The sequence below is a fragment of the Mesorhizobium sp. M7A.F.Ca.MR.245.00.0.0 genome (assembly GCF_003997415.1).
Lineage (GTDB): Bacteria > Pseudomonadota > Alphaproteobacteria > Rhizobiales > Rhizobiaceae > Mesorhizobium.
This window is the reverse complement of the sequence record NZ_RZTE01000032.1, coordinates 7,032-33,376: the sequence shown is the minus strand read 5'-3', so window position 1 is coordinate 33,376 and position 26,345 is coordinate 7,032. Positions and strand designations below refer to the sequence as shown.

Genomic DNA, 26,345 nt, shown 5'->3' with positions numbered 1-26,345 from the left:
ACGGACGCCGATGGGTCAGCCCGGAGGCTCTGCAGCAGCGGACGGTTGGGGTGAGAGTTGGACACGAAGCAGCTACAGGTATTCATCGCCGTCGGTGCGGCTGGCAGCTTCTCAAAGGCCGCTCTCGACCTCAATGTCACCCAGCCTATGGTCACGCGCCATATTCGCGGGCTTGAGGAGGAGCTCGGCGTTGAGCTGTTTTATCGCAACGGCCGCGGTGTCGTGCTGACCGAGGCGGGCGTGCTTTTGAAGGCTCATGCCGACGAGATCGTCGAGCGGATGCGGCTGGCGCAAAATGCCGTCTCGAACCTCAAATCCTCGCCGAAGGGAAGGTTGGTGCTGGCCGTGCCGCCTTCGGTCGGCACCGTGCTCACGGTGCCGCTGGTCAAGAAGATCAAGAACGAGTTTCCCAATGTCGCGCTGCAAGTCATCGAAGGCTTCAGCGGCCATATCCTGGAATGGCTGATCGCCGGTCGCATCGATGCCGCGGTGCTCTACAATTCGCCGAACCATCCTTCCGTGCTGACCGAACCGCTCGCCGATGACGAACTGTTTCTGATCGGACCGGTCTTGTCCGAGCGCGTGTTGCCGCGCGGGCCAGTCGGCCTCAACATCTTCGCTGAGCTGCCGATGATACTGCCCAGCCGCCCGCACGGGCTGCGGCGGCTCATTGATAATACCCTGGCGGAGCATGGCATCTATCCGCGTGTCGAGATGGAGCTGGAGGCGATGCCTTCAACCTTGCTGCTGGTCGAGGAAGGTACTGGCTATACGGTTCTGCCCTATGCTTCCGTGCATCTCCTTGTCGAGGCTGGCCGCATCGAGGTCTGGCCATTCGACCCGCCGATTACCCGACAGCTGATCCTCGCGACCTCCTCGCAGCGACCAATGTCCTCGAACTTTCGCCCACTCTTCCGCGCGGTACGCACGGAACTGCGAGACATCATTTCCACCCACATCTGGAAACCATTGACGCCATCTTGAAAACCGATGGGCTCGGACTTGCCTGGTGCAGATAGAAGCCTCGGCGGCGACGTTCGGTTATCATTGTTCGTCGATTCGATCGATAAATTCATCCGCCGAAGCGACCGTAGGCGCGGCCAAACAAAGGGCCAATGCGCCCAAGATGAGGGTTTTTATTTCGAATCCCTTAAAAGGAAAAACGCCCTTAGTTGGGTAAACCTTGTTCAACGACTTTCGTTCCGCTGCCATCGTGTCGCGCGCCGGGTCAAGCAGGCTTAAGCGATGCTCGGCGAACGGGGTTGGAATCGCTTCCGCTTCCTCGGCGATCGAGGGACTCAGAGCCCGAGTGTCTGACCCGCTTCGAGGCGAAGGAACGCCGACGAATTCCTGAAAACCGCTTCCTGAAAAGCGTCGACGGCAGAGCCCTGGGTAACATCAACCAGCACGGCGGCCGCACGCTCAACCTTGTCGGCCGCTTCGTCAACCTTGTCGGATCGCATCAGCGTTCGATCATGGAGCATCGACAACCGCGCTGCGTGGTAAAGCACGCTTCGCTTGTGACCGTCCGAGTCCAGTGGTTCGAACAATATCATGGTCTAGACTCCTCAATGGGTGTGATCTTCAGCAGCCGCCGGCGGGCTGCTTGCGCTCGGGCCTGCCCGGCTCTTATGCGGCTGCACAGTGCAAGGCTGATCGCAAGCCCGTGCTTGCCGTCGAGCATCGTCTTCGCCTGATTGAGGGAGAGTTCGGCTCTCTTCGCGCGTTGTCTGGCGACCGCCATTTCCAAATTCAAAAGTTCAACCATTCCTCGGCGTCCTGATTGCCATCCCTCCATTAGCAAACCGTCATTTATCGCTTTGGTTCCGATTCCGGGGAGGGGGGAAGCATGACGGACCCGCTCGGCATCCTCGCCGATCATCTGCAGGGCCTCGCCGATCAGGTAGCTGCTGCTCTACAGCTGCGCCGGCAATGCAGGCTGAACGCAACGAACCTGTCGATTTTCAGCCGCTCAGACATTACCCCGACTTCAGCGACGACCTGACGCGGCTCGTTGACCTTGGCCTGCGGGCCTAAGCCATCCCTCCGACATCGCGCTGTGTCATTCGCCCGCGAAAAAGGGGTGAAGTCCGAACGCGCGAGCTGACTGAGATCGGAATTCCCCGCTGCTATCTCGCCCGCATGTGCGACGGCATGCGACGCTGCCGCGTTGGCTTTGCTGTGCGCCATTGCCGCATATGCCAAGAAACAGAGAGCGCAATAGGTCTGCTAGCCCCCAATTTCGAGCAACTCTGTCGCTTGGCGGCACGGTGCCGCCTATGTCGCACTGCGGCGTTCCCCAAGGGCGTGAATTGATCAGGCTGCCCTATCCATCACTAGGGGGACGCCTGAACTGCAGCCATCTTTGCGATAAGAGTCCAAATCGGCACCCGATCGCTTCGTCACATGGAAAAGCCCGCCCTCCTTGCCAAGTCGTGGACCGATCTCGCCGCGTAGCTGCAAAGTAGCTGCAGAAAAGGCCCGGACCCAAAGGACGGGCCAATCACTACGAGAACACCGGTAAAGCGGTGGCAACTACCGGCTGGCTGGCGGAGCGACGCCGTGGGCCTGTCGTTACCGAGCCACATGACCTGATTTCAGTCACCCATCTTTTTAGCCATCGCGCAGAAATCCGCATGCGACTTGTTAATCGTGGTGTCGCCGCAGGCCGGCTCACCCGTTTGTTGTAGGTGAATGCCTCGTCATCGTTGGACCAAACATTCAACCTCAGGGGCGCCTATCTCGCGCAAGATCTCGATACGCATGTGGCCGTCGACCAGCAGGTACTTTCCCGGCGTGTCTTTGTCCCTTGCGATCACGGGCAGTTCCACAAGTCCGATCTCGACGGACGAGCTGACCTATTGGTATTTGGGAGTTTCCCTGGCGCTTTCGGTGAACAGGTGAAGCGGCTGGATATCTTCAAGCCGAAGGCGAATCGTATCGCGCTCGAAAGCGGATTTTATGTCCGGAATAGTAGGAGTCATGCTTAGGCTCCGATCTACCGGACACTGACGGTCAGGGGCGTCTCCAGCTGATCAGCTACCGATTGCCACCGATCAGCGAAATGGCCGTATGCGGTCTTGATTTGAACACCGACAGGCAGTTCGGGGCATTCATTCTCCCATTGCTGCCCCAGTTCACCCAGCCGGACTGGCGCCGTTGGACGATCTGGAAGGCGCCGGATGGCTGCGACGTCCACCAGACCATGGCGCGGCCGGTAGTCGTGTCGAATTCCACCGTCTTGTCGGCCGGGCCGGGATATCGTTTCGTGCTCGACCGCCGACACGTCGACCGGCCGATCCGTCAGCACCCACTGGCGATCCGTGAGGTCGGCCTTCACATGGCATGCCGCGCGCACGCGGGCCAACCGTTCACGCAGCTCGTCTTCGCCGACTACGCCCTCCCAGTTGCAGAACAGGCGCCAGTAGAGATCCCAATGGGCGGATTCGATGTCGCTGAGGCTGGAACGGAATTCCTCAAATTTCCGGCTCTGGTTGGTCGAATCGGCCACCGTGTCGGCCACCATGGCCACGAGCTCGCCGGCATAAGGGTCCCCCGCGCGGTAGCGCGTCCCGCCATAGGCGGCGAAGCGGTCGAAGACCAGCTTGCCCCTTGCCGCCCTCGAACTCGTCGCCGACGGTGATCTTGTTGGTGACCGAGCAGCCATTGATGACGGTCTGGAAGGGATCGACCTGGTAGCGGCGCTGGAAGAAAGGCGTCCCGTGGGTGAAGATCCAGTCGATCGAAGCGCTTGCCCTTGAGTTCGTCGAGCAGCCCGTCCGGGATCGTGCCGTGCATGCGGTAATGATGGAGAACTGGGCCGCGTTCCAGCGTCTCGATCTCGACGGTCGTGTGCTCGGGAGGGTTGATTAGTCCGTTCTCGGGCGCGAAGAAAGGCCCGTAGAAACCGCCGATGGCATTGTTGCCGGAGGGCAGCAACTCGAAATCGTCTACCAAAGAACGGAAGTGGCGGATACCCCACTTGGAGGAGCCCAGGCCCTGCGCGCTGCCGGAGCAGAGCTCGAGATCGAATGCGCCGGTGTCGAGGCGGACGAAGCAATCAGCCTCCTTGCCTTTTAGGACCTTGATGCCGGGAATGTTGGCTGAATTAGGCTTGCATGGTTCTTCCAGCGCTAGCCGCAACTGGCCGCTGAAACTCACGGTCGCGATGAAACGCATTTCGCCTGCCCTGGTGTCCCGCGTCAGGCGCTGGTAAAGTACCCGGTTGCCGGCCTCGTCGCGCGCCCACCAGAGGGGCTTGCGTAGGTTCGCGGCGACGGAAAAGACGATCGGTTCGCGCTTGCGCTGGCGGGCAAGTGGATCCGTGATGGCGACGGCAAGGGTCATGGAGAATTCTTCCAATTCAAGAGTGTGAGCGGGGAAGGGCAAGGCCGGCCCTGCCAGGCGCGAACGGCGGCGCCTGGACGTTATCGGTCTGATGCGCCGGGAGGTCTGTTCCTGCGGAATTGGAAGAGCCCCGGCCGCTGCTTCAGGCTGTCGATGGCGACGGCTAGGATGATGACCACGCCCTTGATCAGCAACTGGGTGAAGAAGGGCACGTTGAGCAGGATCAGGCCGGTGCCCAGAACGCCGAGGATCACCGATCCGATCAGCGTGCCGACGATCCGGCCGCGGCCGCCGGCGAGGCTGGTGCCGCCGAGCACCACCGCCGCGATCGCGTCGAGCTCGTAACCGGTGCCGGCCGTTGGCTGGGCCGAGATCACGCGGGCGGCGAAAATAACGCCGCAAGTCCGGCACAGGCGCCGGCCAGGACATAGACGGACGTGACGACCCGCTTGACGCGTACGCCGGCGAGCTTGCCGCCTCGGCATTGCCGCCAACGGCATAGACGTGGCGGCCGTAGCGCGTGCGTTCCAGGATGAACCAGACGATCAGGTAGACGACCACCATCACGATGACGGGCACCGGGATGCCCCAGAGGTATCCGTTGCCGATGCCCTTGAAATTCAGGGAGCTGGAGACTATCGGCTGGCCTTCGGTGATGGTGTAGGCGAGGCCACGCAGGAACGTCATCGTGCCGAGTGTGACGATGAACGGCGCGAGCGAAAGATAGGCGGTCAGCACGCCGTTGATAAGGCCGTAGGCCGCGCCGACCGCAAGGCCTATGCAGACGGCGGCGGGCGCCGGCACCCCGGCTATGGCTGCGATGACGGAGACCACGCCGGAAACGGCGACGATCGATCCGACGGAGAGTTCAATGCCACCGGTCAGGATGACAAGCGTCATCCCCGCCGCCAGAATGGCGTTCACCGATATGGAGCGCGCAATGTTGAGGAGGTTATCGACGCGGTTGAAGTTTGGCGCGGTGGCCGACATCAGAATGACCAGCGCGAGCAGCACCATCAGGATGCCGGCGCGATCCCACCAAGTCGAACGGGACGCGTTCGGGAACGGCCGCCTTTGGCTGGGCGATTTCATCTCGAGCGGTGTTCACGGCTGGACTCCTATGTTTCCGCTACGGGCCGCGGTGCCCGTCGCGTAAAGCATCACTTCTTCTTCGGAGGTTTTCTCCGAGATCAGTTCGGACACGATCCTGCCTTGGCGCATGACCAGGAGGCGATCGCTTATGCCGATAGCTTCCGGTAGGTCCACGATATGACGAGGATTGCCTTGCCGGCGCGCGCCAGCTGATCGATCTCCTCGTAGATCTCCCGCTTTGCGCCGATGTCGACGCCGCGGGTGCCCTCAAGGATCAGCACCCTGGAATCGCGAAGCAGCCATCGCGCGAGCGCTGCTTTCTGCTGGTTCCCTCCGGACAGGGCTTTCACCGGCAGCGAGAGAGCGTTGAGCCTGAGACCCAGCCGTTTCATCTGTGTCAGAACTGCATCGCGCCGCTCTGTCCGGTTGACGACGCCTCCCGCCACGAAGCGGTCGAGCGAACTGATCGCAATATTGTCCTCCACCGAATGGTCGAGGAACAACCCTTGCTCCTTGCGGTTCTCTGGCACCATGCCGATGCCGTCGGCTATTGCCTCGAACGGATCCGCAGGACGGCTGGGGCGACCTCCAATGCGGACCGAACCGGCTGTGCGAAGGTCGGCGCCGAACGGCCACCGCATCGGGGCCTCGCTCGGCATGGGCTACATGGAATGCGAGGACGGCGTCGACGATACCTAGCTCGCAGCCGCGCCACTTGAGATCGAAGTCGCGTGGAAGCGATACACCGCTATCGCGCAGCTCACGCCTTGGTACGACCCCAAGGGAGAGCGTTTGAGACTGTAATGCCAAGGCTTGGTCTCGGACACAGGTTTGTTGCAACGACTGAATCGGGGCGCAACGGGGTCTGTGGCCGCGGGTATGTGCCGGCCGAACTCGACGAGGCAGCGAAAGTCGATGGCGCAAGCTCCTTGCAGGTGATGATGATGATCGTCCGGCCGGTGATCCGCCCGGCGCTGGTCACAACCTTCATCTCCGCCTGAAACGAATTCCTCTTCGGCCTTATGCTGACAACCAGTCGTGCCGTCCCGATGACGGTCGGCGCGTCCTTCTTTTTCGCCGCAAGCGGCGGTGGCGTAAAATGGGGAGCCGCTTCCGCGGTCATGATGCTGGGCGCCTTGCCGGCATTGCTGGGGCTTGTGATGTATCGGCAGATATCGGGATCCATGACCGCTGGAGCGGTCAAAGGCTAACTCGGTGACAGGCCATCGTTCGGCGTGCGCCGCCTGCCACGGCCGCCAGAACCGCCTATCCCTGCGGTTCGCCAAAAGTGTCCTTCATCGCGCGCAGGATGATGACGGCCGAGGCGGCACCCGGATCCATGTGTCCCAGGGATCGCTCGCCCAGCCTGGCGGCCCTGCCGCGCGCAGCGACCATGGATCGTGTCGAATTGGCGCCGGCTTCCGCTGCCTCCAGGATGCTTTTCCACATTTCCATGCTTGAAGCTGCGCGGGCTCGCGCACTGGCGGCGGCTTCCGTTGCAGGAATCCATGCATCCAGCATCGTCTTGTCGCCGCGTTGGCCCTTGCCGCGCTCCATGATGCCGGTCGTCATTGCCTCGACAATTGCCGCCTGGCCTGTGGATGAAAGGCAATCTTCCTGCTTGAGGGCTTGCGCTGCTCTCCGGAACGCTGTCGCATAAAGCGGTCCCGTAGATGCGCCGACCGCATCGAGAAAGGCTGACGCTGCCGCAGTCAAAACCTCCGACGGAAGCGTGTCGTCGAGGTTGAGTTTGGCCAGCTCCGCATTCACTGCCATGAAGCCGAGGGACATGGTGATGCCGTGGTCGGCGTCGCCAATGGCACCGTCCAGATCCGAGAGATGGTCTTTTCCCGCCTCGATGGCGATGGAAATGCGATAGAACATCCGGCTCAGTTGCCGCGCCGCGTTGTCCGCCATCGTGTTCCTCCCAGTTCAAGCAGGATGCAGCCCTTCGTGGGGCGCATGTCTTGTGTTCTCAGCCGACCCTCAGGAAGGCGGTATCGCAAGGATGATGCAACAAGTCCGTCAACTCGGTGTCGAGATGCAAGATCGAGATCGACGCACCGACCATGTCGAGCGACGTGCAATAGTGCCCGACCCAGTTCGCCTCTATCTTGATGTCCTTGGCACTCAGCCGCTGCTCGACGCGTCTGAAGAGAATGTAGAGCTCCATCAGTGGCGTCGCCCCAAATGAATTGATCAGCACCGCGACTCGGTCGCCCGATGCCGGTTTCATCTCCGAAAAGATGCGGTCCATCACCCGATCCGTGATCTCATCGGCGCTCATCATCTTTTCGCGGATAACACCACGTTCTCCGTGGATGCCCATGCCGATTTCGATATCGTCGGGACCGATTTCGAAATTGTGGCGGCGGGTCTGCGGCAGGGAGCAGGGCTCCAGCGCGACGCCCATAGTGAATGTCCGTGCATTCGCCTTGCGGGTTGCTGCCTCGCAGGCCTCGAGCGACCAGCCGCGGTCGCAGGCGGCTCCGGCGATCTTGAACATGAAGAAGTTGCCGGCAACGCCGCGGCGTCCCTCCCTGTCCTCCAGCGGCGAGGAGGCAATATCGTCCGTCGTCACGACCGTCCGCACCTCGATGCTGTTTTCCGCCGCCATCTCGGCCGCCATTTCGAAATTCATCACGTCGCCGGCGTAATTGCCGTAGACGAAGAGCACGCCTTGGCCGCCCGACGCGGCCTGGGCGCACTGGAAGATCGGACCCGGAGGAGGCGACGAGAAGATGTTGCCGACCGCCACCGCATCGGCGAGGCCCTTGCCGACATAGCCGAGAAAGCAGGGCTCATGCCCGGTGCCGCCGCCGATGACAAGCCCTACCTTGCCTGGCCTCGGCCCGTTTCGGGCGACAAGGGCACGATGGGACCCCTTGATCGGCTTGATGTAGGCGGCGTGGGCTTTCAACGCGCCGTCAAGCATCTCCTCGACAACATCGTCGGGGTCGTTCAGGAATTTCTTAATATGGGTCCGGAAGTTGCTGGGCAGCGCCACGCTGTTGTCGACCTTCGGGCGTTGCGACAGCTTCTGGTCAAGCTCTGTCACGCCATCGGCGTTCAGGATGCCGCGCCCCGTGGCAGCGTCGGTGATAAGCACATTGACGTAGCCGCCGCGCAGCGCGGCGAGGATTGCCGGCACCTTGTCGAAACCGCCGGCAACCGCGATCCGCAGGCCGATGGACTTCAGCATCTGCAGCGATATCCCGATCGTCCGGTCGTCGAGCGGGCCGACCACCGGATGGCCTTGACCATCGATGAAGCGGCCGGCAACCACGCCCACCGCACCCTTGGCGAGATATTGCTGCAACGAAACCGATTCAAAGAAGCCGCTGGTGTGGATCGTTGAATTTGGCCGTAGCGAAGAGACGCCGAACAGCGCCTTGTTGGCTTTGGAAAGCGCGTCGAACTGGCTTGCAATGAGCGTCTCGCGCAACAGGATGTCGCGCACTTCGGCCGTGGAAACCACCGCAGGCGCTGTGATGTTGATCAGCTTCGCCTTGATCGCGCTGGCGATGGCGGAGGCGCAGAGCTCCGGCGTGTAAGCAAAACTGGCGCTCGTTCCGCCGGTGGCCTGAACGACGGTGACGTCCTGAAGGGCAGGCACCGACGCCTGCTCGCCGATCGCCAGCACCGTTCGTCCCCAGGCAACCGCAAGCGTGTCGCCGGATTTCAAAAGCTTGTTCAGGGCTTGGCCCGCAGCACCGCCAAGGCGATCGATCAGCGGCCGCGCATTGTCGTCGCTCGGCACGACGAGACAGTCATGCAGGCCGAAGTGACGTTTGAGTTCCTGCGCGATCGAGAGTGAACTCAGCCGCGATGGCTCGAGGGAAATGTTGACGATCCCCCTGGCGCGCGCATCAGCCAAATAACTGTTCACCGTCGCCCGCGAAATGCCCATGATGTCGGCGATATCGCCCTGCGTCATGCGATCTTCGTAATAGAGCCAGCAGGCCCAGACATAGGGGTCGTCGCCATAGCGCAACGGAATGGGTTCAGCCGTAGCGTCGGCTCCGGCTCGCACGGTTCCGTTCTTCCGTGCTGATGGTGTCTTGACGGTCATGCTGCCCGGTTTCCCCGAATCCCAAGATCGATCGCCAAGATGAGCGCAAACGGGCGAACTCTCAATCTGGCTCCGATCAGGCACCAGAACCTGCCCCATCCCGATGAGATCTGGATGGGGCTCTGGCTCTGTTTGAGCATGATCTCTGGACAAATGGTTTCCGTTTGTCCGAGAAAACCGAATTCCACTTTTCGGGATCATGCTCTGGCTCGCTCCCGGCTGGAAGGTCAGCCGGGAGCCATTGCTCGGGAGGAGCATACTTCACAATTCAACGACCTGCCGTCGCCGACAGCTGCAGTTTCTGCCTGGCACCAAGCGCCAGGGCCTTCAGGATCAAGGCACAGGATGTGGCGCCGGCATCGAGGACGCCGAGCGAGCGTTCGCCCAGGCGGCTGGCCCGGCCAATCTTCGCCACCAGATCCTTCGTGCCGTCGCGACCCTTTTCGGCCGCGACAACCAGCGCATCCAGGGCTTCCGGGAACGGCTTGCCGTCGGCGTTGGCGCCGTCGAAAGCCTCGATGGCCGGAACGAGGGTATCAAGCAGCGTCTTGTCGCCGACCTTGGCGGATCCGATCGCCTGGACGCCTTCAAGACCGTTGGTTAGCATGGCACTGAAGGTCTTTGCGTCGATGGACGGCGATGTCTCGATGGTTTCGGCGAATTGCGTGAACATGACGCCGTAGAGTGGTCCCATCGAGCCACCGATCTCCGTCATCAACACCGTGCCCAGCGTATCGAGCGCCGTGGCCAGCGACACGTCGTTGCCCCTGATTCGCTCCGCGGCCATGCCGAAGCCCTTGGCCATGTTGACGCCGTGGTCGCCGTCACCGATCTTGCCGTCGATCTCGCTCAGATAGGCCCGATTTTCGATGATCCGATCCGCGATCGAAAGAACGATGTCGCCGGCGGAAGCGTTGTCAAAGTGCTGCATTCGTCTGTCTCCTAGAGCCTTGCGGGGCAATCGACGTCCACGTCCAGCAGCCTTTTCAGTTCGGCGTCGAGCGCCATGACCGTGAGCGTGGCTCCGACCATTTCCAGCGAGGTGAAATAGTTGCCGATGTAGGTTCTGTAGATGTTCAATCCGCGCCCGGCGATTTCCTGTTCGATCGTGCCGTTGAGGATGTAGAGTTCGTTGACCGGCGTTGCGCCGAGGCCGGACACCAGGACCGCAACCTCGGTTCCGGCCGCAAGGTCATGATCGTCCAGGACGATCTTGACCATGTCCCGCGCGATCTCGGCCGCGGGCTTCAGCGGCTCGATCCTGACGCCCGGTTCACCGTGATGGCCGATGCCGACTTCCATCGTGCCCGGTTCGATTAGAAAGTTGGGGTGCCCCACGGCGGGCAGCGTACAAGGGCCAAGGCCAACACCAATCGAGCGGCAGTTGTCGATCGCCCTTTGCGCCACTGCCTGCACGTCCGCGAGATCGGCACTTTCCGCGGCCTTGGCGCCGGCGCATTTCCACATGAAGATCTCGCCGGCAACGCCGCGGCGCTTGTGGCGCTCATCCGGTCCCGCCGAGCACACATCGTCGTTGGCAACGACCGTTGCGATCTCGATGCCGTCCTTGGCGGCGAGCTTGATGGCCATTTTCACATTCATGTTGTCGCCGGCATAATTACCGTACAGGCAGACGACACCCTTGCCGCCATTGGCTTCGCGCGCGGCGTCGAAGAAGCTCTTTGCTGTCGGCGACGAAAACAGCTCGCCGACCGCAACCGCGTCCAGCATGTTGCGTCCGGCATAGCCGATGAAGGCAGGCTCGTGGCCGGAGCCGCCGCCGGTGATGACGCCGACCTTGCCGCTGACCGGCGCCTGGCGGGCGACGATGACGCGGGGATTGTCGCCGAGCCTGACGATGTCGGCATGCGCCTTGACGAAGCCCTTGACCGTATCCTCGACGACCTCGTCGGGATTGTTGATAAACCGCTGCATTGTTGCTCCAATCTTGCGCCGGTCAGATTATGGTGTAGCCGCCATCGACCAGCAGGTCGGCGCCGTTGATCATGTCGGCGGCGTTCGATGCCAGAAACACCGCCGCGGCGGCTATTTCTTCGGGGAAGGCAAAGCGGCCGGTCGGAATGCGTTGCTTCAGCGCCTCGCCACGTGGGCCGTCCCAGGCTTTTTTGCCAAGCTCGGTCAGAACCACGGTAGGCGATATCGTATTCACGGTGATGCCATGCTTGCCCCATTCGGCGGCCAGCGTCTTGGACAGGCCGATGACGCCGAATTTCGAGGCGCAATAGGCAACGTGCTGGTCGATCGCGACGGTGCCGGCCTGCGACGCCATGTTGATGATCTTGCCGCCTTTGCCGGCCTTGATCAGGACGCGTCCCGCGGCCTGGGACACAAGGAACGTTCCCTTAAGATTGATGGCGATGGTCTTGTCCCAGGCATCGAGACTGAGCTCCTCGGCGGGAGCAAGCATAACGACGCCGGCGCTGTTGACGACGATGTCTATGTGACCGAAAGCGGCTTGCGCCGCGGCAAACACGGCCTCCACGGATTGCGGATCGGACACATCGCAGACGAAGGACTTCGCGCCGTTGCCGAGTTCGTCGGCCTTCGATCGCGCAACCGATTCATTGATATCGATCACGCCGACCGCAGCCCCTTTCTCGGCAAATGCCGAGGCAATCGCACTGCCGATGCCGGAGGCGCCGCCGGTGACCAGAGCGACCTTGCCGCCAAGTGAAAAGTTGAGATCAACCCGTACTGAATCCGTCATGGTTCTCTTCTCGGCCTGTTGAAAAGTGGGGTGTGCAAGAAAGCACACCCCAGGGCTGCGTTACTTGCGCGTCGCAAGAAGCTTGTCGACGTTTTCCGCCGTCACCGGCGTCCATGGCACATTGTAGATCTTCTCCTTGCCGTCCTTCCACGGCATGTCCTTGTAGGTTGCCCAGATGTCGGACTGTGGTTTGTAGTCGCCCTTCTTGGCATTGAAGATGGCAAGATCGAGCGCGCCTTGTGCCTGGGCGCGCGCGTCCTGAAGGATCGATGTCATCTCGCCGGCCTTGACGGCGTGGAGCGCATCGGTGATGCCGTCGATGCCGGCAATGGCGAAGCTCTTCACGTCCAGGCCTGCGGCCTTGATCGCCTCGATCGCCCCGAGCGCCATTTCGTCGTTCTGGCCGATCACGCCATTGATCTGCTTGGGGTGCGCGGTGAGCCAGTTTTCCATCAGCGTCTGGGCTTCGGCGCGCGACCAGTTTGCTGTCTGATCTTCGAGGATCTTGACATCCGGGCACTCGGCAAGCGCCTTCTTGTTGCCTTCGAGACGAGAGATCTGCGCGGACTGCCCCACTGGTCCTTCGAGGATGACCACATTGCCCTTGCAGCCGATCTTGTCGAGCACGGTCTTGGCTTCCATGTAGCCAGAGATCGTGTCGTCGGATCCGACATAAGAGGCCAGCAGGTCGGAATTGACGCGGGTGTTCGAGCCGACAACCGGGATGCCGGCATCGGCGGCCGACTGCACGGCAGCCGCGCCCGCGTCGACATCGATCGGCGCGAAGATGATCGCATTGTATTTCTGCGTGACCATCGTCTTGAACTGGTCCTGCTGGACCAGGGCATCATAGCGGCCGTCGAAGATCGTCAGCTCGACTTCACCGCTCTTGACGGCCGGATGATCCTGAAGCGCTGCCGCCCAGATCTGCATGAACTCGGCATTCAATCCGTAAGGCGCCGCGCCGATCTTGATCTTCTCCTGCGCCATGGCCGGCGAGGCCAACAACGCGGTCGCGGATGCGAGCGCTATCATCAATCTTTTCATTTCGTACCTCCACCTTAAGTGAGCGACCGACATGGTTCGCCTATCAACGGACACGCGTTGTGCAGGTCCGATCCCGAAAGGGGGCTTAGGCCCCGTAGTTTCTCTTCTGGTCGAGCATCACGGCGCCGACGATGAGGGCGCCCTTGAGCACTTGCTGGTAATAGGATTGGATTCCCATCAGGTCGAGGCCGTTGTTCATGACGCCGATGATCAGCGCGCCAATCAGCGTGCCGGTCACCCGGCCGACCCCTCCCGAAAGGCTGGTTCCTCCGATCACCACCGCCGCGATCGCGTCCAGTTCATAGGCAATGCCGGCCTGCGGCAGCGCGGAGCCGGTGCGGGCGCTGAGCAGCATTCCGGCGAGGCCGGCAAGACCGCCGGAGATGACATAGACGACGAACTGAATGCGGGTCGTGTTGATGCCCGAGGTCCTGGCGGCGTGAGGGTTGCCGCCAACGGCATAGATGTAACGGCCGAAGCGGGTCCGGTTGAGGATCCACCAGGAGACGGCGAACACCACCACCAGAATGATGACCGGTGCGGGCAAGCCAAGGACGTCGCCCGTGCCGATCCAGCGAAAGGCCGGCGTCAGCGCGGGAACAGGTCGGCCGCCGCCATAGATCAGCGTCAGTCCGCGTGCCGCCGACAGCATGCCGAGCGTCGCCACGAAGGCCGGCACGGAAAACCGCGACACAATCACGCCGGAGACGGCGCCGCAGGCAACGCCGACCAGCAGGCCGATGCCGAGGCCGAAGACGACAGGGTAGGGCGCGCCTGCAATCCCGGCGGTGGCGGATGTGGTGACGAAGCTGGCGCTGATGAGGCCGGCAAGCGCGACGATGGAACCGACCGAAAGGTCGATGCCGCGCGTGAGGATCACGAAGGTCATGCCGATGGCGAGGACACCGTTGATAGAGGTCTGCAACAGCACGTTGGAGATGTTGCCGGCGGTCAAAAAGAACTCGTTGGAGACCGACAGCACGGCCGCCAGGATGAGGAACGCAAGGAAGATGCCGTATTCCTGGATCAGCATCCGGCGCTGCTCCGAACCGAGCCAGCCATTCGTATTCTCCTTGTCGCCAACCGACATTACTGACTCCTCTGCTGCCGGACGGGCACCCAGTCCTTGCTCATGTTGAAAGGTGGACGAGTGATTGGGCATCCGTTTCCTCCCGGCTGTAGATGCCGGCGCTTCGGCCGGCGCGCATCACCATGATCCGATCCGACATGCCCAGAACCTCGTCGATTTCCGACGAGATCATGACCACCGTGCCGCCGACAGCGGCGAATTCGCAGATGATTCGATAGATTTCACGCTTGGCGCCGACGTCGACGCCGCGGGTCGGCTCGTCCAGAAGAAGGACCTTCGGATTTCGAAGGAACCATTTGCCCAGCACCACCTTCTGCTGGTTGCCGCCTGAAAGGCCGGAAACCGGCATCGTGTCGCGCGCCGCCTTGATCTGAAACCGCTCCTGCATCTGCTGGCTTGCCTGCGCCTCCCGGGCGCGATCCATGGCAAAGGCAGGGCTCATTTCCGGCAGGCTCGCCATGCAAATGTTGGCACGAACGGAGGCGCTCGGATTGAGGCCGGTCAGCTTGCGGTCCTCGGTGACCAGTGCCAGCCCATGCGCCATGGCATCCGATGGCTTCGAAACGGCTATCTTCACTCCGTCGACCGAGACGCTTCCCGCCGAAGGCTTGTCGAGCCCGAACAGACAATTGAAGATCTCCGTCCGTCCGGCGCCCATCAGGCCGTAGATGCCGAAGATCTCGCCCTTGCGCACGGAGAAGGAGATATCCTCGATTTTGTTGGGGCAACTCAGCCCGGCAACTTCGAGGCCGGTTTCCAAGGTGGGTGTGTTGGTCTTGATGTATTCTTCCGACAGCTCGCGGCCGACGATCATGCGAATGAGACCGGGTCGGTCGATGTCGGCCAGCGTCCCGCTGCCGACATAGGCCCCGTCGCGAAAGACCGTGTAGGAATCGGCGATCTGGAAGATCTCCGACAGCCGGTGGGAAACATAGACGATGCCGCGGCCCTGGGCCTGCAGGCGGCGGATCGCCGCAAACAGATGCTGCGCCTCGCGCTCGCCGATCGCCGAGGTCGGCTCATCCATGAAGATGACCTCGGCATCGTGGCTGAGCGCCTTGGCAATCTCGACGAGCTGCATCTGCGCGACCGAGAGGGTCATCATGTATTGCGTGGCTCGGATATCGAATTCGAGATCGTCCAGCAGCTTCTGCGCGGACCGGTTCATCGCGCGGAAATCGATGCCGCCGAACCGCGCCGAAGGCTCGCGGCCGAGATAGATGTTCTCCGCAACCGACATGTGAGGGACGGGGCTGAGTTCCTGCTCGATAATGGCAATGCCCGAGGCCAATGCGTCGGCCGGGCCTGCGAATTCCACGTCCTTGCCGCGGCGGCGGATCGAGCCGGCATCGCGCTTGAGGATACCCATCAGGGTCTTGAGAAAGGTCGACTTGCCCGCGCCGTTGCCGCCGCAGAGTGCATGGACGGTGCCGGCGCGAAGTTGAAGGCGGCCCTCGCGCAGGGCTGCGACGCCACCGAAGGACTTCTTCAGCCCTTCCACCTCGAGCAAAAATTCCAATTTCTCTCTCCCATGGACGCCCGGCACCCTCCCTTGGCGCGAGCGGATCGACACGACTGGTCTTCGTTCCTCGATGTCGATTTTTACAATAGTCGACTAGAGATCGACAAATGTCAAGCAGTGGGAGGATATACGAAAGCTCACCGTTGGCCGCAGGTCGAAATGTCTGGTGAGCACGCCCCGAGCAAGGTCCCCAACGCCGTTGAAGGCGTTGAACGGACGAACAGCAAAAACGGAAGGAAGGACCAATGAAGATTGCAGTCGGCGCCGACAGCGCAGGAAAGCCGCTTCTGGATGTGATTGCGGCACATCTGGCCGGCAAGGCCGGCGTCACGGTAACGGATCTTAGCCAGCCTGGCTTTTACGCCGACATCTCGCAGAGGCTTGCTCAACGGGTTGTTGATGGCGAATTCGAGCGCGGTTTGCGGCCGTCAGTCTAGCGCGCTTCCTCGACGATTGCCGAAGTGTCCACTGCTTCATCTCTATCCGTTTCTCAAGTTGTAAGTACGCTGGTCGTTAAAGCTGGCATCCCGAAGCGTTTGGTTCTGGATGCGGTTCGCGAGTCTCCTGGAGAAGGTCTGTTTGTCAGGGAACCGTCTTCTAGGATTTCGATCACCTACGACGCAGGGCATTAGACACGAGGCGCTATTCGGATTCGCACATCGAGCTTTACCGATAGGATCGAAGAACGAAGTCTTGAATAAGGTCACCCGGTCGGGGCGGTGTCCCCCTGAAGATCCTGAGGGGAATGCATCCTGACGACCGTGGCCGCCACCATCGATCGGATCATCCGGCCCTGTCCGCTTGGGGCCAAATGGCGCAAGTTGTGGCGTGAAATGGCCCGCTGACGGTACTTTTCGAAGCGGAGTAGGGCGCTCCGTTAGGCGCGGCAAAGTGCAAAAAAACGTCCGATTGACGTCGATAGTTGGTGAAACCTCAAAATATTTTCTGCGGCGATTTCCCCTTCAAAATCAAAGCGTAACTTTTTGATGGTCTCAATGTTGGAGTTTGCACGGCGCTGAAAAAATGGCTTATACGCTGTTTTAACAATCGAGTGGGAGTGAGGGTACAAACGGCGGCAATAGCGTAGTTTCGGCGGCGAATTTCGCCGTCGCGCAATGTTGTTGCAGTCCGTACCTTACTCCGCAGAGCTGGCGTTCTCCGTTTCTGCCTCGGTGGTTCGATCTGCGCCCAGTTTCCGGATGATGTAAAATCGCTTTAGAGGGCGGGAGTGCTCTAGCTGTTTAGTCCCGGCATTTGCTGGAGCGGATCGAGTTTGAAGCGTTCCGGTTGTGACGCCCACGCCTTGCAGATGAACTCGTAGGGCGTAAGGCCTTTGAGGGTCTGAGCCTGCGACCGAAGTTGTAGGCCGAGATGAAGTCGGCAAGATGCTGGCGGAGTTGGTCGTGGCTCTCGTAATAGAAACGCCTGACGGTTGCATCCTTGATAGTCCGGTTCATCCTCTCGACCTGGCCGTTGGTCCACGGATGCCTTGCCTTGGTCGTTCGGTGCTCGATGTCGTTCGTGGCGCAAGCGTATTCGAAGGCATGGGCCCAGAAGCGTTCGCCGTTTGCGATGGCCTCCTTGATCAATGGCACGGCCGAACCGCCGGCGCCGGGCGTCGTGAACTGGATACCGTTGTCGGTGAGGACAGTGTGGACCTTGTAGGGCACGGCCGCGATCAGGCGCAGTAGGAAGTCTCTCGATATGGCGGTGGTGGCCTTCTCATGCAGTTCGACGAAGGCGAATTTCGAGGTGCGGTCGATAGCGACGAACATGTGCAGCTTGCCCTGTTCTGTGCGCACCTCGGCGACGTCGATGTGGAAGTAGCCGATCGGATAGCTCTTGAACTTCTTCTTCGCCGGCTTGTCGCCTTCTACGTCCGGCAGGCGGCTGATGCCGTGGCGCTGCAGGCAGCGATGCAGTGATGAGCGCGTCAGGTGTGGGATCGTCGGTTGTAAGGCATAGAGGCAGTCATCGAGTGGCAACAGAGTGTAGCGCCGGAAGGCGACTATGACGGCCTCCTCCTCGGGCAAGAGCACTGTCGATCTAGGCTCTCTCGGACCGGTCGGCAAATCTGCCACCGAGGTCCGTTCCCGCCATTTGGCAACAGTCTTTTGGTTGACCCCGTAGCGCTTCGCCAGCGCCCTCAGGCTCTCTTGACTATGCTGTATCGCTCGACGGACCGCCTCTGTCGTCGTGGCGCTCCCATGAAGAACCTGGCCCATAGCGCATCCCTTGATTCGGAGGACAAGGATGCCCATCAAAATCTGGGATCAAACATCTAGTCCCTCATCGCTCACGCCTCGACGTAGAACACCAACTGGGGCACGTATATCGGTCTGGTTGACCATGCTGCTTCAAAGCCTTGCTGCCGAGCAGCGTAGCGCCTCATATCAGCCGTTGCGCGATACTGTGCGCCGCCTGGAAGCAGACCTCGTCCCGAGATTCGGGATGTTCGGAATTTTCAGGCCACGTCCCGCCGAACTGGCTTGCCGCCATCAGCCGCGAACACCGCGCTCGCCTCGCTGACGATAGAGACATGATCCCTGGCGGCCTTGCCCGCAGCAGCGCCGTCTCCGCGCATGATTGCGGTGACGATTAGCTCGTGTTCCTGCCAGGATTTGGCCAACCGTCCGGGCAGCATGAACTGAGCGCGCCGGAAGGGTGCCAACCGGCTGCGGGTCATCACGGTGAGATCGTGGATATGCGGGTTGTGGGCACCACGATAGAGCCGGGTGTGGAATTCGGTATTGAAATACTCGTAGTCCTCCTCGGCGCCCAGTTGCACCATCCGCGCCGAAGCCTGATGCTCGATTTCGAGCGAGCGGCGCTCGGCACTGGTCATGCGCTCGGCCGAGAAGCGCGCGCAGATCGCCTCCAGTTCGGCCATGCTCTCGAACATCGAGGCGAGATGCTCTTGCGTCACGACAGCCACGATAGCACCCCGGTTGGGCCGCCTTTCGACCAGCCCCATGGCGCTGAGGTGGCCGAGCGCCTCCCTGACCGGGGTGCGTGATACGTCGAAGCGGGCGGCGAGGGAGGTCTCGTCGAGCTTTTCGCCGGGGCGTAGGTAGCCGGTGACGATCCGGTCCCCGATCGCCCTCACCATCTGATCCACGGTCTTGCCCGACCTGATCAAGTTGCGCTTCCCCGACAAATCTCCTCCGCCCCGTCTTCTTGTGGAGGGTCGACGCAGCGGCCCATCGACTCAACATACCCCTGTATGCCTCTATTTTAATCTGCCTGTCAAATTGGCTGTTTTCAAGGCAAGAAGTGCATGCAATTGCCCGCTACATAAGCAGGCTCTTTTAAAGGTACGATTGATTCCATTCATTAATTTCGCCAAAGAAACTGGCATGGCGATTGCATGCACTTTGTTGACGGCATGTTAACCGGCCCGGAAAGGGTCCTACAGGGGAGCATTCACAATGACCGCGAGATTCACGCTTAACCGCCGCGAGCTACTCAAGACCTCCGCCGCTGGAGCCGCACTCGGGCTTGCGTCCGCTGCCTTCCCCATCAGCAGGGCCTTTGCCGCTGCCGCCACCGTCGGCTTCATCTATGTCGGGCCGAAGGACGACTACGGCTACAACCAGGCGCATGCCGAAGGGGCGGCGGCGTTGAAGGGTATCGAGGGCATCTCCATCGTCGAGGAGGAGAACGTGCCGGAGACGGTCGACGTCCAGAAGACGATGGAATCAATGATCAATCTCGACGGCGCCTCGCTGATCTTCCCGACCTCGTTCGGCTATTTCGACCCCCACATGCTGGCCATGTGCACGAAATTCCCCGACGTGCAGTTCCGCCATTGCGGTGGCATGTGGGACAAGGCCAAGCACCCGATGAATGCCGGCTCCTATTTCGGCTATATCGGCATGGGCCAGTATCTCAACGGCGTTGTCGCCGGCCACACCTCCAAGACGAAGAAGCTCGGCTTCGTCGCCGCCAAGCCGATCCCGCAGGTGCTGCTCAACATCAATTCCTTCCTGCTCGGCGCGCGCTCGGTTGATCCGACCATCACTTGCCAGGTCATTTTCACCGGCGAATGGTCGCTGGCGGTCAAGGAAGCGGAAGCCACCAACGCACTGGTCGACCAGGGCGCCGACGTTATTAGCTGCCATGTCGATAGCCCGAAAGTGGTGGTCGAGACGACCGCCGGCCGTGGGGCCTTCGTGTGCGGCTATCACGCCAACCAGAGCCCGCTGGCGCCGGAAAAATACCTCACCGGGGCCGAGTGGAACTGGGCCAAGGTCTACAAGATGTTCGTCGACGACCTCATCGCCGGCACGCCACTGCCCAACTTCACGCGCGGTGGCCTGGCCGACGGCTTCGTCAAGATGAGCCCGCTCGGTCCCGCCGTCGGCGAGCCGGCGCGCAAGCAGTTCGACGCCACGCTGGCCGAAATGATGAACGGCGGCTTCGCCGTCATCAAGGGACCGCTGAAGAGCAACAAGGGGGCTGTCGTCGCCACCGCGAGCCAAGCATTCCCGGAGACCGCGATCGAGCTCGAAAGCATGGATTATCTGGTCGAGGGCGTCGTCGGTTCGACCGCCTGATCTGAGGGGGTGGGGCGATGACGGACACGATGACAGGGGCCGGCATGCCGGCACTCTTCAGCGCCAAGGCCTATTCGGCGGCGGTGGAATGGATTGCGCGGCGGGCGGAGGCTTTGGTCATTCCGCTCGCGGCGCTGATCGTCGGCATGGCGCTGTTCAGCCTGTTCATTGTGCTCGTCGGCAAGTCGCCGATCCTGCTCTACGAGACCATGTGGCGCGGCGGCTTCGGCTCCTGGTTCTCGGTCCAGAACTCGCTGTCGCGCGCCGCTCCCCTGCTGCTGGCCGCGCTCTGCGTGGCCCTGCCGGCCCGGCTCGGCCTCGTCGTCATCGGCGGCGAGGGTGCAATCGTGCTCGGCGGCGTCGCCGCTGCGGCAGCCGGCACTGCGCTCAGCGGCGGGCCATCGTCAATCGTCATTCTTGCCATGGGCGTGGCGGGCATGGCCGCCGGCGGCATCTGGATCGGTGCCGTCGGCGCGCTGCGCCATTACCGGGCCGTCAACGAAACCATTTCCAGCCTGCTGATGGCCTACATCGCCATCGCGCTGATGAACCAGCTGGTGGAAGGGCCGTTGCGCGACCCGGCCTCGCTCAACAAGCCGTCAACGCAGCCGCTGGCGGACATCTACCGCATCGGCAACATTCCGGGCATGGACGTGCATTGGGGGCTGGTTGTCGGTGTCGTCGCCTGCATCCTCTCCTGGTTGCTCATCGAAAAGACCCGCTGGGGTTTTGCCGCGCGCATCGCCGGCGGCAATGTGCGGGCAGCACAGGTACAGGGGCTGGCCGTCGGGCCGCTGATCGTCGGCTTCACCGCGCTCGCTGGCGGCTTTGCCGGGCTTGCCGGCATGCTGGAGGTCGCCGCCGTGCAGGGGAGCGCCAACGCCTCGCTTTCCGCCGGCTATGGTTACACCGGCATCCTTGTCGCCTTCCTGGCCCGCCACAATCCGCTGGCCATCATTCCGTTCGCCATCCTGCTTGGCGGCATCGACGCCTCGGGCGGGCTGATACAGCGCCGCATGGACCTGCCCGACGCCACGGTGGTGGTGCTGCAAGGCATGATCTTCATCGTCATCCTGTTCAGCGAAACTCTCTACGGCCGCTTCAAGGCCTTCAATCCCGATCTTTGGAAAAGACCCGATCTCGTGAAGGGAGCCGCCTGATGGACGCGACCGAGATCGGCCTCTGGGGCGTGCCGCTGGCCGTGCTCGGCGGCGCCATCCGCGTGTCGACGCCCTTCATCTTCGTCTCGCTGGGCGAGGCGATCACCGAGCGTTCGGGTCGCATCAATCTGGGGCTCGAAGGCACGCTGGTCTTCGGTGCGATGACCGCCTATGCGGTGGCGGTGATGACGGGCTCGCCATGGCTCGGCCTCATCGCCGCCGCCTTCGCCGGCCTGTGCTTCGGCCTGTTCCATGGCTGGATCTGCAGATTCCCGAAAGTCAACGACATCGCCGTCGGCATCGCGCTGATGCTGTTCGGCTCGGGTCTCGCCTTCTTCTTCGGCAAGCCGTTTATCAAGCCGAAGGCGCCCAATCTGCCGGCCATTCCCTTCGGCGGCTGGTCCGACATTCCGCAGGTGCAAGCCGCACTCGACGTCAACGTGCTGTTCCTGATCGGCGCGGTGCTGTCGGTCATCCTGTGGTGGGCGTTCCGCAACACCCGCGCCGGCCTCATCGTGCGCGTCGTCGGCGACAGTTCGGACGCGGCACGCGCCATGGGCCTCAACCCCGATACGGTGCGGCTGCTCGCCACCGGTGTCGGTGGCGCGCTGGCCGGCATCGGCGGCGCCTACCTGTCGCTCTACTATCCCGGCAGCTGGACCGAACGCATCTCGTCGGGCCAGGGCCTGATGGCGGTGGCGCTGGTCATCTTCGCGCGCTGGAACCCGCTCGGCTGCTTTGCTGCAGCGCTTTTGTTCGGCGGGGCGGGAGCTCTCGGCCCGGCGCTTCAATCGGTCGGCGTCACGCAGGGCTACTACATGTTCTACGCCGCTCCCTACATCCTCACCCTCATCATCATGATCGCCACCTCGTCGCCGACACGAACGCTTGCGGGCGCGCCGGGCGAATTGTCGATCACCAAATGACTGGAGTTTTGCCGATGAACGCCAGAGCCGAAGTCACTCAGCATACGATCGACGCCGAGCCTTATCCTTGGCCCTACAATGGCGACCTGCGGCCCGACAACACGGCGCTGATCATCATCGACATGCAGACCGATTTCTGCGGGCCGGGCGGCTATGTCGACCATATGGGCTACGATCTGTCGCTGGTGCGCGCACCGATCGAGCCGATCAAGTTGGTGCTGTCGACGATGCGAGCCAAGGGCTACACCATCATCCACACGCGCGAGGGGCACAGGCCCGATCTCGCCGACCTGCCGGCCAACAAGCGCTGGCGCTCGCGCCGCATCAATGCCGGCATCGGCGACCCTGGCCCGTGCGGGCGCATCCTGGTGCGCGGCGAGCCGGGCTGGGACATCATCCCCGACCTTTACCCGACCGAGGGCGAGCCGATCATCGATAAGCCCGGCAAGGGCTCGTTCTGCGCCACCGACCTGGAACTCATCCTCAATCAGCGCGGCATCGAGAACATCGTGCTGACCGGCATCACCACGGATGTCTGCGTGCACACCACCATGCGCGAGGCCAACGACCGCGGCTATGAATGCATGATGCTGGAGGATTGCTGCGGGGCGACCGACTACGACAACCATCTGGCGGCGATCAAGATGATCAAGATGCAGGGCGGCGTCTTCGGCACGGTGTCGAATTCCAAGGCGCTTGTCGCGCAGTTGCCATGAGGAGGCCGCGATGAATGACAGGAAAGCGGTCGGCGTCGAGACCATCGGCATGACCATGCGCTTCGGCGCCTTCACGGCGCTGGATGCCGTGTCGGTGAAGGTGCCGGCGGGCTCCTTCCACGCGCTGCTCGGCGAGAACGGCGCCGGCAAGTCGACGCTGGTCAAATGCATGATGGGTTTTTATCACCCGACATCAGGCGACCTGCTGGTCGATGGCCGCGAGGTGGCGATCGCTAGTCCGCGCGACGCCTCGGCGCTCGGGCTCGGTATGGTCTATCAGCATTTTACGCTGGTGCCGTCGCTGACCGGTGCGGAAAACCTCGTCATCTCGCGCGAGAAGGTTCCGGGCATTATCGATTGGCGTAGGGAACGAGCCGACCTTGCCGTGTTCATGGAGCGCATGCCGTTCAAGCTGCCGCTCGACGTTAAGGTGGCGGAACTCGCCGCCGGCGAAAAGCAGAAGCTCGAAATCATCAAGCAGCTCTATCTTGGCCGCAGCTTTCTAGTGCTGGACGAGCCAACCTCGGTGCTGACGCCCGGTGAGGCGCAGGAGGTGCTGGGGCTGGTGCGCGACATGACCAAGGCCGGCGACCTCACCGTGCTGATGATTTCGCACAAATTCCATGAGGTCACCGCCTTCGCCGACGATGTCAGCGTGCTGCGCAAGGGCAGGCTGACGGGAACCGGCCGCGTCGCCGACCTCGACCACAAGGCGATGGCGGCGATGATGATCGGCGACCAGCCGATCGCCGCGCTCGACAGTCGCGCGGCGCCGAAACCCGATGCCGAGATCGTGCTCAAAGTCAAATCGCTGAAGGCGCCGGACCGCACCGGGCTGAAGTCGATCCGCATCGAGAATCTCGGCGTGCGTTCGGGCGAGATCGTCGGCATCGCCGGCATTTCCGGCAATGGCCAGAAGGAATTCCTCGAGGTCCTGGCCGGCCAGCGGCCGCGCGACGGTGGCGAGGTGCTGGTACGAGGCTCCGCCTATGCGGCGACGCGGGCCGAGGCGCGCGCGCTCAATGTGCGGCTCATCCCGGAAGAGCCGCTGAAGAATGCCTGCGCGCCAAAAATGACGGTGGCCGAGAACATCTCCTTCCGCACCTTCGACATCGACGGCAACGGCAGGCCGGTGAACTGGATCAGCGCCAGCGCCATACGCGCGTTCAGCGCCAAGCTGGTCGAGCAGTTCAAGGTCAAGACCGCCTCGCTATCCTCGCCCATCGCCTCGCTGTCGGGCGGCAATGTGCAGCGCGCCGTGCTGGCGCGCGAACTGACCGGCGAGGTCGACCTGCTGATCGTCTCCAACCCGTGCTTCGGCCTCGACTTCTCGGCGGTGGCCGAAATCCGCGCCCGCATCATGAAGGCGCGCAATGCGGGTGCGGCAGTGCTGCTGATGTCGGAGGACCTCGACGAGCTTTTGGAACTGTCCGACCGCATTTTCGTCATGTCGGACGGCGCGCTGGTCTACGAGACGCCGATCGCGCAAGCGAGCGTGCAGACCATCGGCGAGCATATGGCGGGACATCACTGATGGCGGAGATTGATGCGCAGCCGTTCGCCTTCTCCTTCAAGCCGCAGACGATGGCGCTGGTCGTCATCGACATGCAGCGCGATTTCGCCGAGCCCGGCGGCTTCGGCGCCAGCCTTGGCAACGACGTCAGCCGGGTGGCCGCGATCGTGCCGACGGTGAAGAAACTGATCGAAGGTTTTCGCGCCGCCGGCCTGCCGGTGATCCACACGATGGAGTGCCACCGCGCCGACCTGTCGGACCTGCCGCCGGCCAAGCGCAATCGCGGCAATCCGGCGATCCGCATCGGCGATGTCGGGCCGATGGGCCGCGTGCTGATCGTCGGCGAGCCGGGCACCGCAATCCTCGACGAGCTTGCGCCGCTGCCGGGCGAGATCGTCATCGAAAAGCCCGGCAAGGGCGCCTTCTACGCGACCAGCTTCGGTGGCGAGCTGAAGCGGCTCGGCGCACAGCAGCTGGTTTTCGCCGGCGTCACCACCGAGGTCTGCGTGCAGACGACGATGCGCGAGGCCAATGATCGCGGCTATGAGTGCCTGCTCGCCGAAGACGCGACGGAAAGCTATTTTCCCGAATTCAAGGCGGCGGCACTAGCCATGATCCGGGCGCAGAGCGCCATCGTCGGCTGGACGGCAACGACCGACCAGGTGCTCGAGGGAATTGCCAATGCCTAATTTTGCCTTTGCCGGCCTGCTCGACGGCGGCTGGCGCGATCTCGCGTTCGAATATTTCCGCGACGGCATCAGCGTGCACTGGCTGCTGAAGGGCGGGCCGGTCGAGCCGTCGGTCGCGATCCTGAAATACCGGTCCGGCGCCAGCGTGCCGCGACACCGACATGTCGGGCTGGAAACCATCGTCGTGCTGGAAGGCACCCAGAGCGACGAGAACGGCGACTATCCCGCCGGCAGCGTCATCCTGAACCCGGTCGGCACCGAGCATTCGGTGTGGACGAAGGACGGTTGCGTCGTGCTGATCCAGTGGGACCTGCCGGTGATCATTCTGGAGGAGACGAAATGAGCGATATCCATTTCGACATAGCGAGCCTTCACGCAGCCTATCGGGGAGGCCTCGCCGTTGGCGATGTGATCGCGACGATCTTTACCCGCATCGAAGCGGCCGACGACCCGGGCATCTTCATCCATCTCGCCGCCAAGGCGGATTTCCTAGCCCAGGCCGCGGCACTCGGTCCGTTCGACCCGGCGACAAAGCCGCTCTGGGGCATTCCCTTCGCCGTCAAGGACAACATCGACGTCGCCGGCATGCCCACGACGGCCGCCTGCGCCGAATACACCTATTGGCCCGAGAAAGACGCCACCGTTGTGGCGCGGCTGAAAGCGGCCGGTGCGCTGGTCGTCGGCAAGACTAATCTCGACCAGTTCGCCACCGGCCTAGTCGGCGTGCGCACGCCCTGGCCGATCCCGCGCAATGCCATCGACGAGGCGCTTGTGCCAGGCGGCTCCTCCTCGGGGTCGGCGGTGGCGACGGCGCGCGGCATCGTCTCCTTCGCGCTTGGCACCGACACCGCCGGCTCCGGCCGCATTCCGGCCGGCCTCAACAACAT

The 26,345-nt window shown here is 62.3% G+C and carries 24 protein-coding genes and 5 pseudogenes (1 of these 29 only partly in view); 12 read left to right on the top strand and 17 right to left on the bottom strand.

Annotation, left to right across the window (positions count from 1 at the left end):
• The first annotated feature begins 57 nt into the window (after positions 1–57).
• A complete protein-coding gene (locus EOB80_RS25565; protein ID WP_112619573.1) occupies positions 58–984 on the top strand; it encodes a LysR substrate-binding domain-containing protein in 927 nt (308 codons plus the stop codon).
• Between the two features lie 60 nt (positions 985–1,044).
• Here EOB80_RS25565 and EOB80_RS34615 read toward each other — a convergent pair whose 3' ends face one another.
• From EOB80_RS34615 to EOB80_RS25555, 3 genes are all read right to left on the bottom strand, one after another.
• Positions 1,045–1,191 (bottom strand): hypothetical protein, encoded by a 147-nt coding sequence (locus EOB80_RS34615; RefSeq protein ID WP_164762718.1) that lies wholly within the window; start codon positions 1,189–1,191, stop codon positions 1,045–1,047.
• 107 nt (positions 1,192–1,298) lie between these two features.
• On the bottom strand, positions 1,299–1,556 hold the full coding sequence (locus tag EOB80_RS25560) for a hypothetical protein (RefSeq protein WP_127330551.1): 258 nt from the start codon (positions 1,554–1,556) through the stop codon (positions 1,299–1,301).
• Positions 1,553–1,768 (bottom strand): hypothetical protein, encoded by a 216-nt coding sequence (locus EOB80_RS25555; protein WP_127330549.1) that lies wholly within the window; start codon positions 1,766–1,768, stop codon positions 1,553–1,555. The genes EOB80_RS25560 and EOB80_RS25555 overlap by 4 nt, the downstream gene beginning before the upstream one ends.
• Before the next feature lie 81 nt (positions 1,769–1,849).
• Here EOB80_RS25555 and EOB80_RS34610 point away from each other — a divergent pair, with 81 nt between their 5' ends.
• Positions 1,850–2,005: a hypothetical protein gene (locus tag EOB80_RS34610; protein ID WP_164762717.1), complete on the top strand. Its 156-nt coding sequence runs from the start codon at positions 1,850–1,852 to the stop codon at positions 2,003–2,005.
• 993 nt (positions 2,006–2,998) lie between these two features.
• Here EOB80_RS34610 and EOB80_RS35910 read toward each other — a convergent pair.
• The 4 genes and pseudogenes from EOB80_RS35910 to EOB80_RS25535 form a co-directional block, all read right to left on the bottom strand.
• Positions 2,999–3,526, bottom strand: coding sequence for a hypothetical protein (locus tag EOB80_RS35910; RefSeq protein ID WP_206516844.1), 528 nt, complete (start codon positions 3,524–3,526; stop codon positions 2,999–3,001).
• Between the two features lie 901 nt (positions 3,527–4,427).
• Positions 4,428–4,832 carry a hypothetical protein gene (locus tag EOB80_RS35905; RefSeq protein ID WP_281058094.1) on the bottom strand — a complete coding sequence of 135 codons (405 nt, stop codon included), beginning with the start codon at positions 4,830–4,832 and terminating at the stop codon, positions 4,428–4,430.
• A gap of 43 nt (positions 4,833–4,875) precedes the next feature.
• Positions 4,876–5,247: pseudogene (locus EOB80_RS35900) on the bottom strand (ribose ABC transporter permease); the annotation flags it as partial.
• A gap of 338 nt (positions 5,248–5,585) precedes the next feature.
• Entirely contained in the window at positions 5,586–6,080 is a 495-nt protein-coding gene (locus EOB80_RS25535) for an ATP-binding cassette domain-containing protein (protein WP_206516843.1), read from the bottom strand.
• A 240-nt stretch (positions 6,081–6,320) separates the two neighbouring features.
• Here EOB80_RS25535 and EOB80_RS25530 point away from each other — a divergent pair.
• A pseudogene (locus EOB80_RS25530) lies at positions 6,321–6,650 on the top strand (carbohydrate ABC transporter permease); the annotation flags it as partial.
• A 55-nt stretch (positions 6,651–6,705) separates the two neighbouring features.
• Here the strand turns inward: EOB80_RS25530 and dhaL (EOB80_RS25525) are convergent.
• From dhaL (EOB80_RS25525) to EOB80_RS25490, 8 genes are all read right to left on the bottom strand, one after another.
• Positions 6,706–7,356, bottom strand: coding sequence for a dihydroxyacetone kinase subunit DhaL (gene dhaL / locus EOB80_RS25525; RefSeq protein ID WP_127330547.1), 651 nt, complete (start codon positions 7,354–7,356; stop codon positions 6,706–6,708).
• 58 nt (positions 7,357–7,414) lie between these two features.
• Positions 7,415–9,511: a bifunctional sugar-binding transcriptional regulator/dihydroxyacetone kinase subunit DhaK gene (locus EOB80_RS25520; RefSeq protein WP_127330545.1), complete on the bottom strand. Its 2,097-nt coding sequence runs from the start codon at positions 9,509–9,511 to the stop codon at positions 7,415–7,417.
• A gap of 268 nt (positions 9,512–9,779) precedes the next feature.
• Entirely contained in the window at positions 9,780–10,442 is a 663-nt protein-coding gene (dhaL, locus tag EOB80_RS25515) for a dihydroxyacetone kinase subunit DhaL (RefSeq protein ID WP_127330543.1), read from the bottom strand.
• 11 nt (positions 10,443–10,453) lie between these two features.
• Positions 10,454–11,446: a dihydroxyacetone kinase subunit DhaK gene (locus EOB80_RS25510; RefSeq protein ID WP_127330541.1), complete on the bottom strand. Its 993-nt coding sequence runs from the start codon at positions 11,444–11,446 to the stop codon at positions 10,454–10,456.
• Positions 11,447–11,468: 22 nt separating this feature from the next.
• Positions 11,469–12,239, bottom strand: a complete 771-nt coding sequence (locus tag EOB80_RS25505; RefSeq protein ID WP_127330539.1) for an SDR family oxidoreductase — start codon at positions 12,237–12,239, stop codon at positions 11,469–11,471.
• Positions 12,240–12,299: 60 nt separating this feature from the next.
• On the bottom strand, positions 12,300–13,286 hold the full coding sequence (locus EOB80_RS25500; protein ID WP_127330537.1) for a substrate-binding domain-containing protein: 987 nt from the start codon (positions 13,284–13,286) through the stop codon (positions 12,300–12,302).
• 85 nt (positions 13,287–13,371) lie between these two features.
• Positions 13,372–14,376, bottom strand: a complete 1,005-nt coding sequence (locus EOB80_RS25495) for an ABC transporter permease (protein WP_127330535.1) — start codon at positions 14,374–14,376, stop codon at positions 13,372–13,374.
• Between the two features lie 40 nt (positions 14,377–14,416).
• Positions 14,417–15,895 (bottom strand): sugar ABC transporter ATP-binding protein, encoded by a 1,479-nt coding sequence (locus EOB80_RS25490; protein ID WP_127330533.1) that lies wholly within the window; start codon positions 15,893–15,895, stop codon positions 14,417–14,419.
• A 248-nt stretch (positions 15,896–16,143) separates the two neighbouring features.
• Between EOB80_RS25490 and EOB80_RS25485 the strand changes: the two are divergent.
• Positions 16,144–16,320 (top strand): annotated as a pseudogene (locus tag EOB80_RS25485) (RpiB/LacA/LacB family sugar-phosphate isomerase); the annotation flags it as partial.
• Positions 16,321–17,131: 811 nt separating this feature from the next.
• Here EOB80_RS25485 and EOB80_RS25480 read toward each other — a convergent pair.
• Positions 17,132–18,123: pseudogene (locus EOB80_RS25480) on the bottom strand (IS481 family transposase).
• Between the two features lie 239 nt (positions 18,124–18,362).
• Positions 18,363–19,037: a GntR family transcriptional regulator gene (locus EOB80_RS25475; protein WP_127323185.1), complete on the bottom strand. Its 675-nt coding sequence runs from the start codon at positions 19,035–19,037 to the stop codon at positions 18,363–18,365.
• A gap of 289 nt (positions 19,038–19,326) precedes the next feature.
• On the opposite strand from EOB80_RS25475, the gene EOB80_RS25470 reads away from it, so the two are divergent.
• The 8 genes and pseudogenes from EOB80_RS25470 to EOB80_RS25435 all read left to right on the top strand — a co-directional run.
• Positions 19,327–20,454, top strand: a complete 1,128-nt coding sequence (locus EOB80_RS25470) for a BMP family ABC transporter substrate-binding protein (protein WP_127321987.1) — start codon at positions 19,327–19,329, stop codon at positions 20,452–20,454.
• Positions 20,455–20,483: 29 nt separating this feature from the next.
• Positions 20,484–21,614: an ABC transporter permease gene (locus EOB80_RS25465; protein ID WP_127321991.1), complete on the top strand. Its 1,131-nt coding sequence runs from the start codon at positions 20,484–20,486 to the stop codon at positions 21,612–21,614.
• Positions 21,614–22,540, top strand: coding sequence for an ABC transporter permease (locus EOB80_RS25460; RefSeq protein WP_127321988.1), 927 nt, complete (start codon positions 21,614–21,616; stop codon positions 22,538–22,540). Before EOB80_RS25465 ends, EOB80_RS25460 begins: the two co-directional genes overlap by 1 nt.
• Positions 22,541–22,554: 14 nt before the next feature.
• The gene (locus EOB80_RS25455; protein ID WP_127321989.1) at positions 22,555–23,256 is read left to right on the top strand and encodes an isochorismatase family cysteine hydrolase; all 702 of its coding nucleotides are present in this window, start codon (positions 22,555–22,557) and stop codon (positions 23,254–23,256) included.
• 10 nt (positions 23,257–23,266) lie between these two features.
• Positions 23,267–24,790: an ABC transporter ATP-binding protein gene (locus EOB80_RS25450; RefSeq protein ID WP_127321990.1), complete on the top strand. Its 1,524-nt coding sequence runs from the start codon at positions 23,267–23,269 to the stop codon at positions 24,788–24,790.
• Positions 24,790–25,458 (top strand): isochorismatase family cysteine hydrolase, encoded by a 669-nt coding sequence (locus EOB80_RS25445; protein ID WP_127330531.1) that lies wholly within the window; start codon positions 24,790–24,792, stop codon positions 25,456–25,458. Before EOB80_RS25450 ends, EOB80_RS25445 begins: the two co-directional genes overlap by 1 nt.
• Positions 25,451–25,801 (top strand): cupin domain-containing protein, encoded by a 351-nt coding sequence (locus tag EOB80_RS25440; protein WP_127330529.1) that lies wholly within the window; start codon positions 25,451–25,453, stop codon positions 25,799–25,801. The genes EOB80_RS25445 and EOB80_RS25440 overlap by 8 nt, the downstream gene beginning before the upstream one ends.
• Positions 25,798–26,345: pseudogene (locus EOB80_RS25435) on the top strand (allophanate hydrolase); it runs 1,222 nt beyond the window's last position. Before EOB80_RS25440 ends, EOB80_RS25435 begins: the two are co-directional and overlap by 4 nt.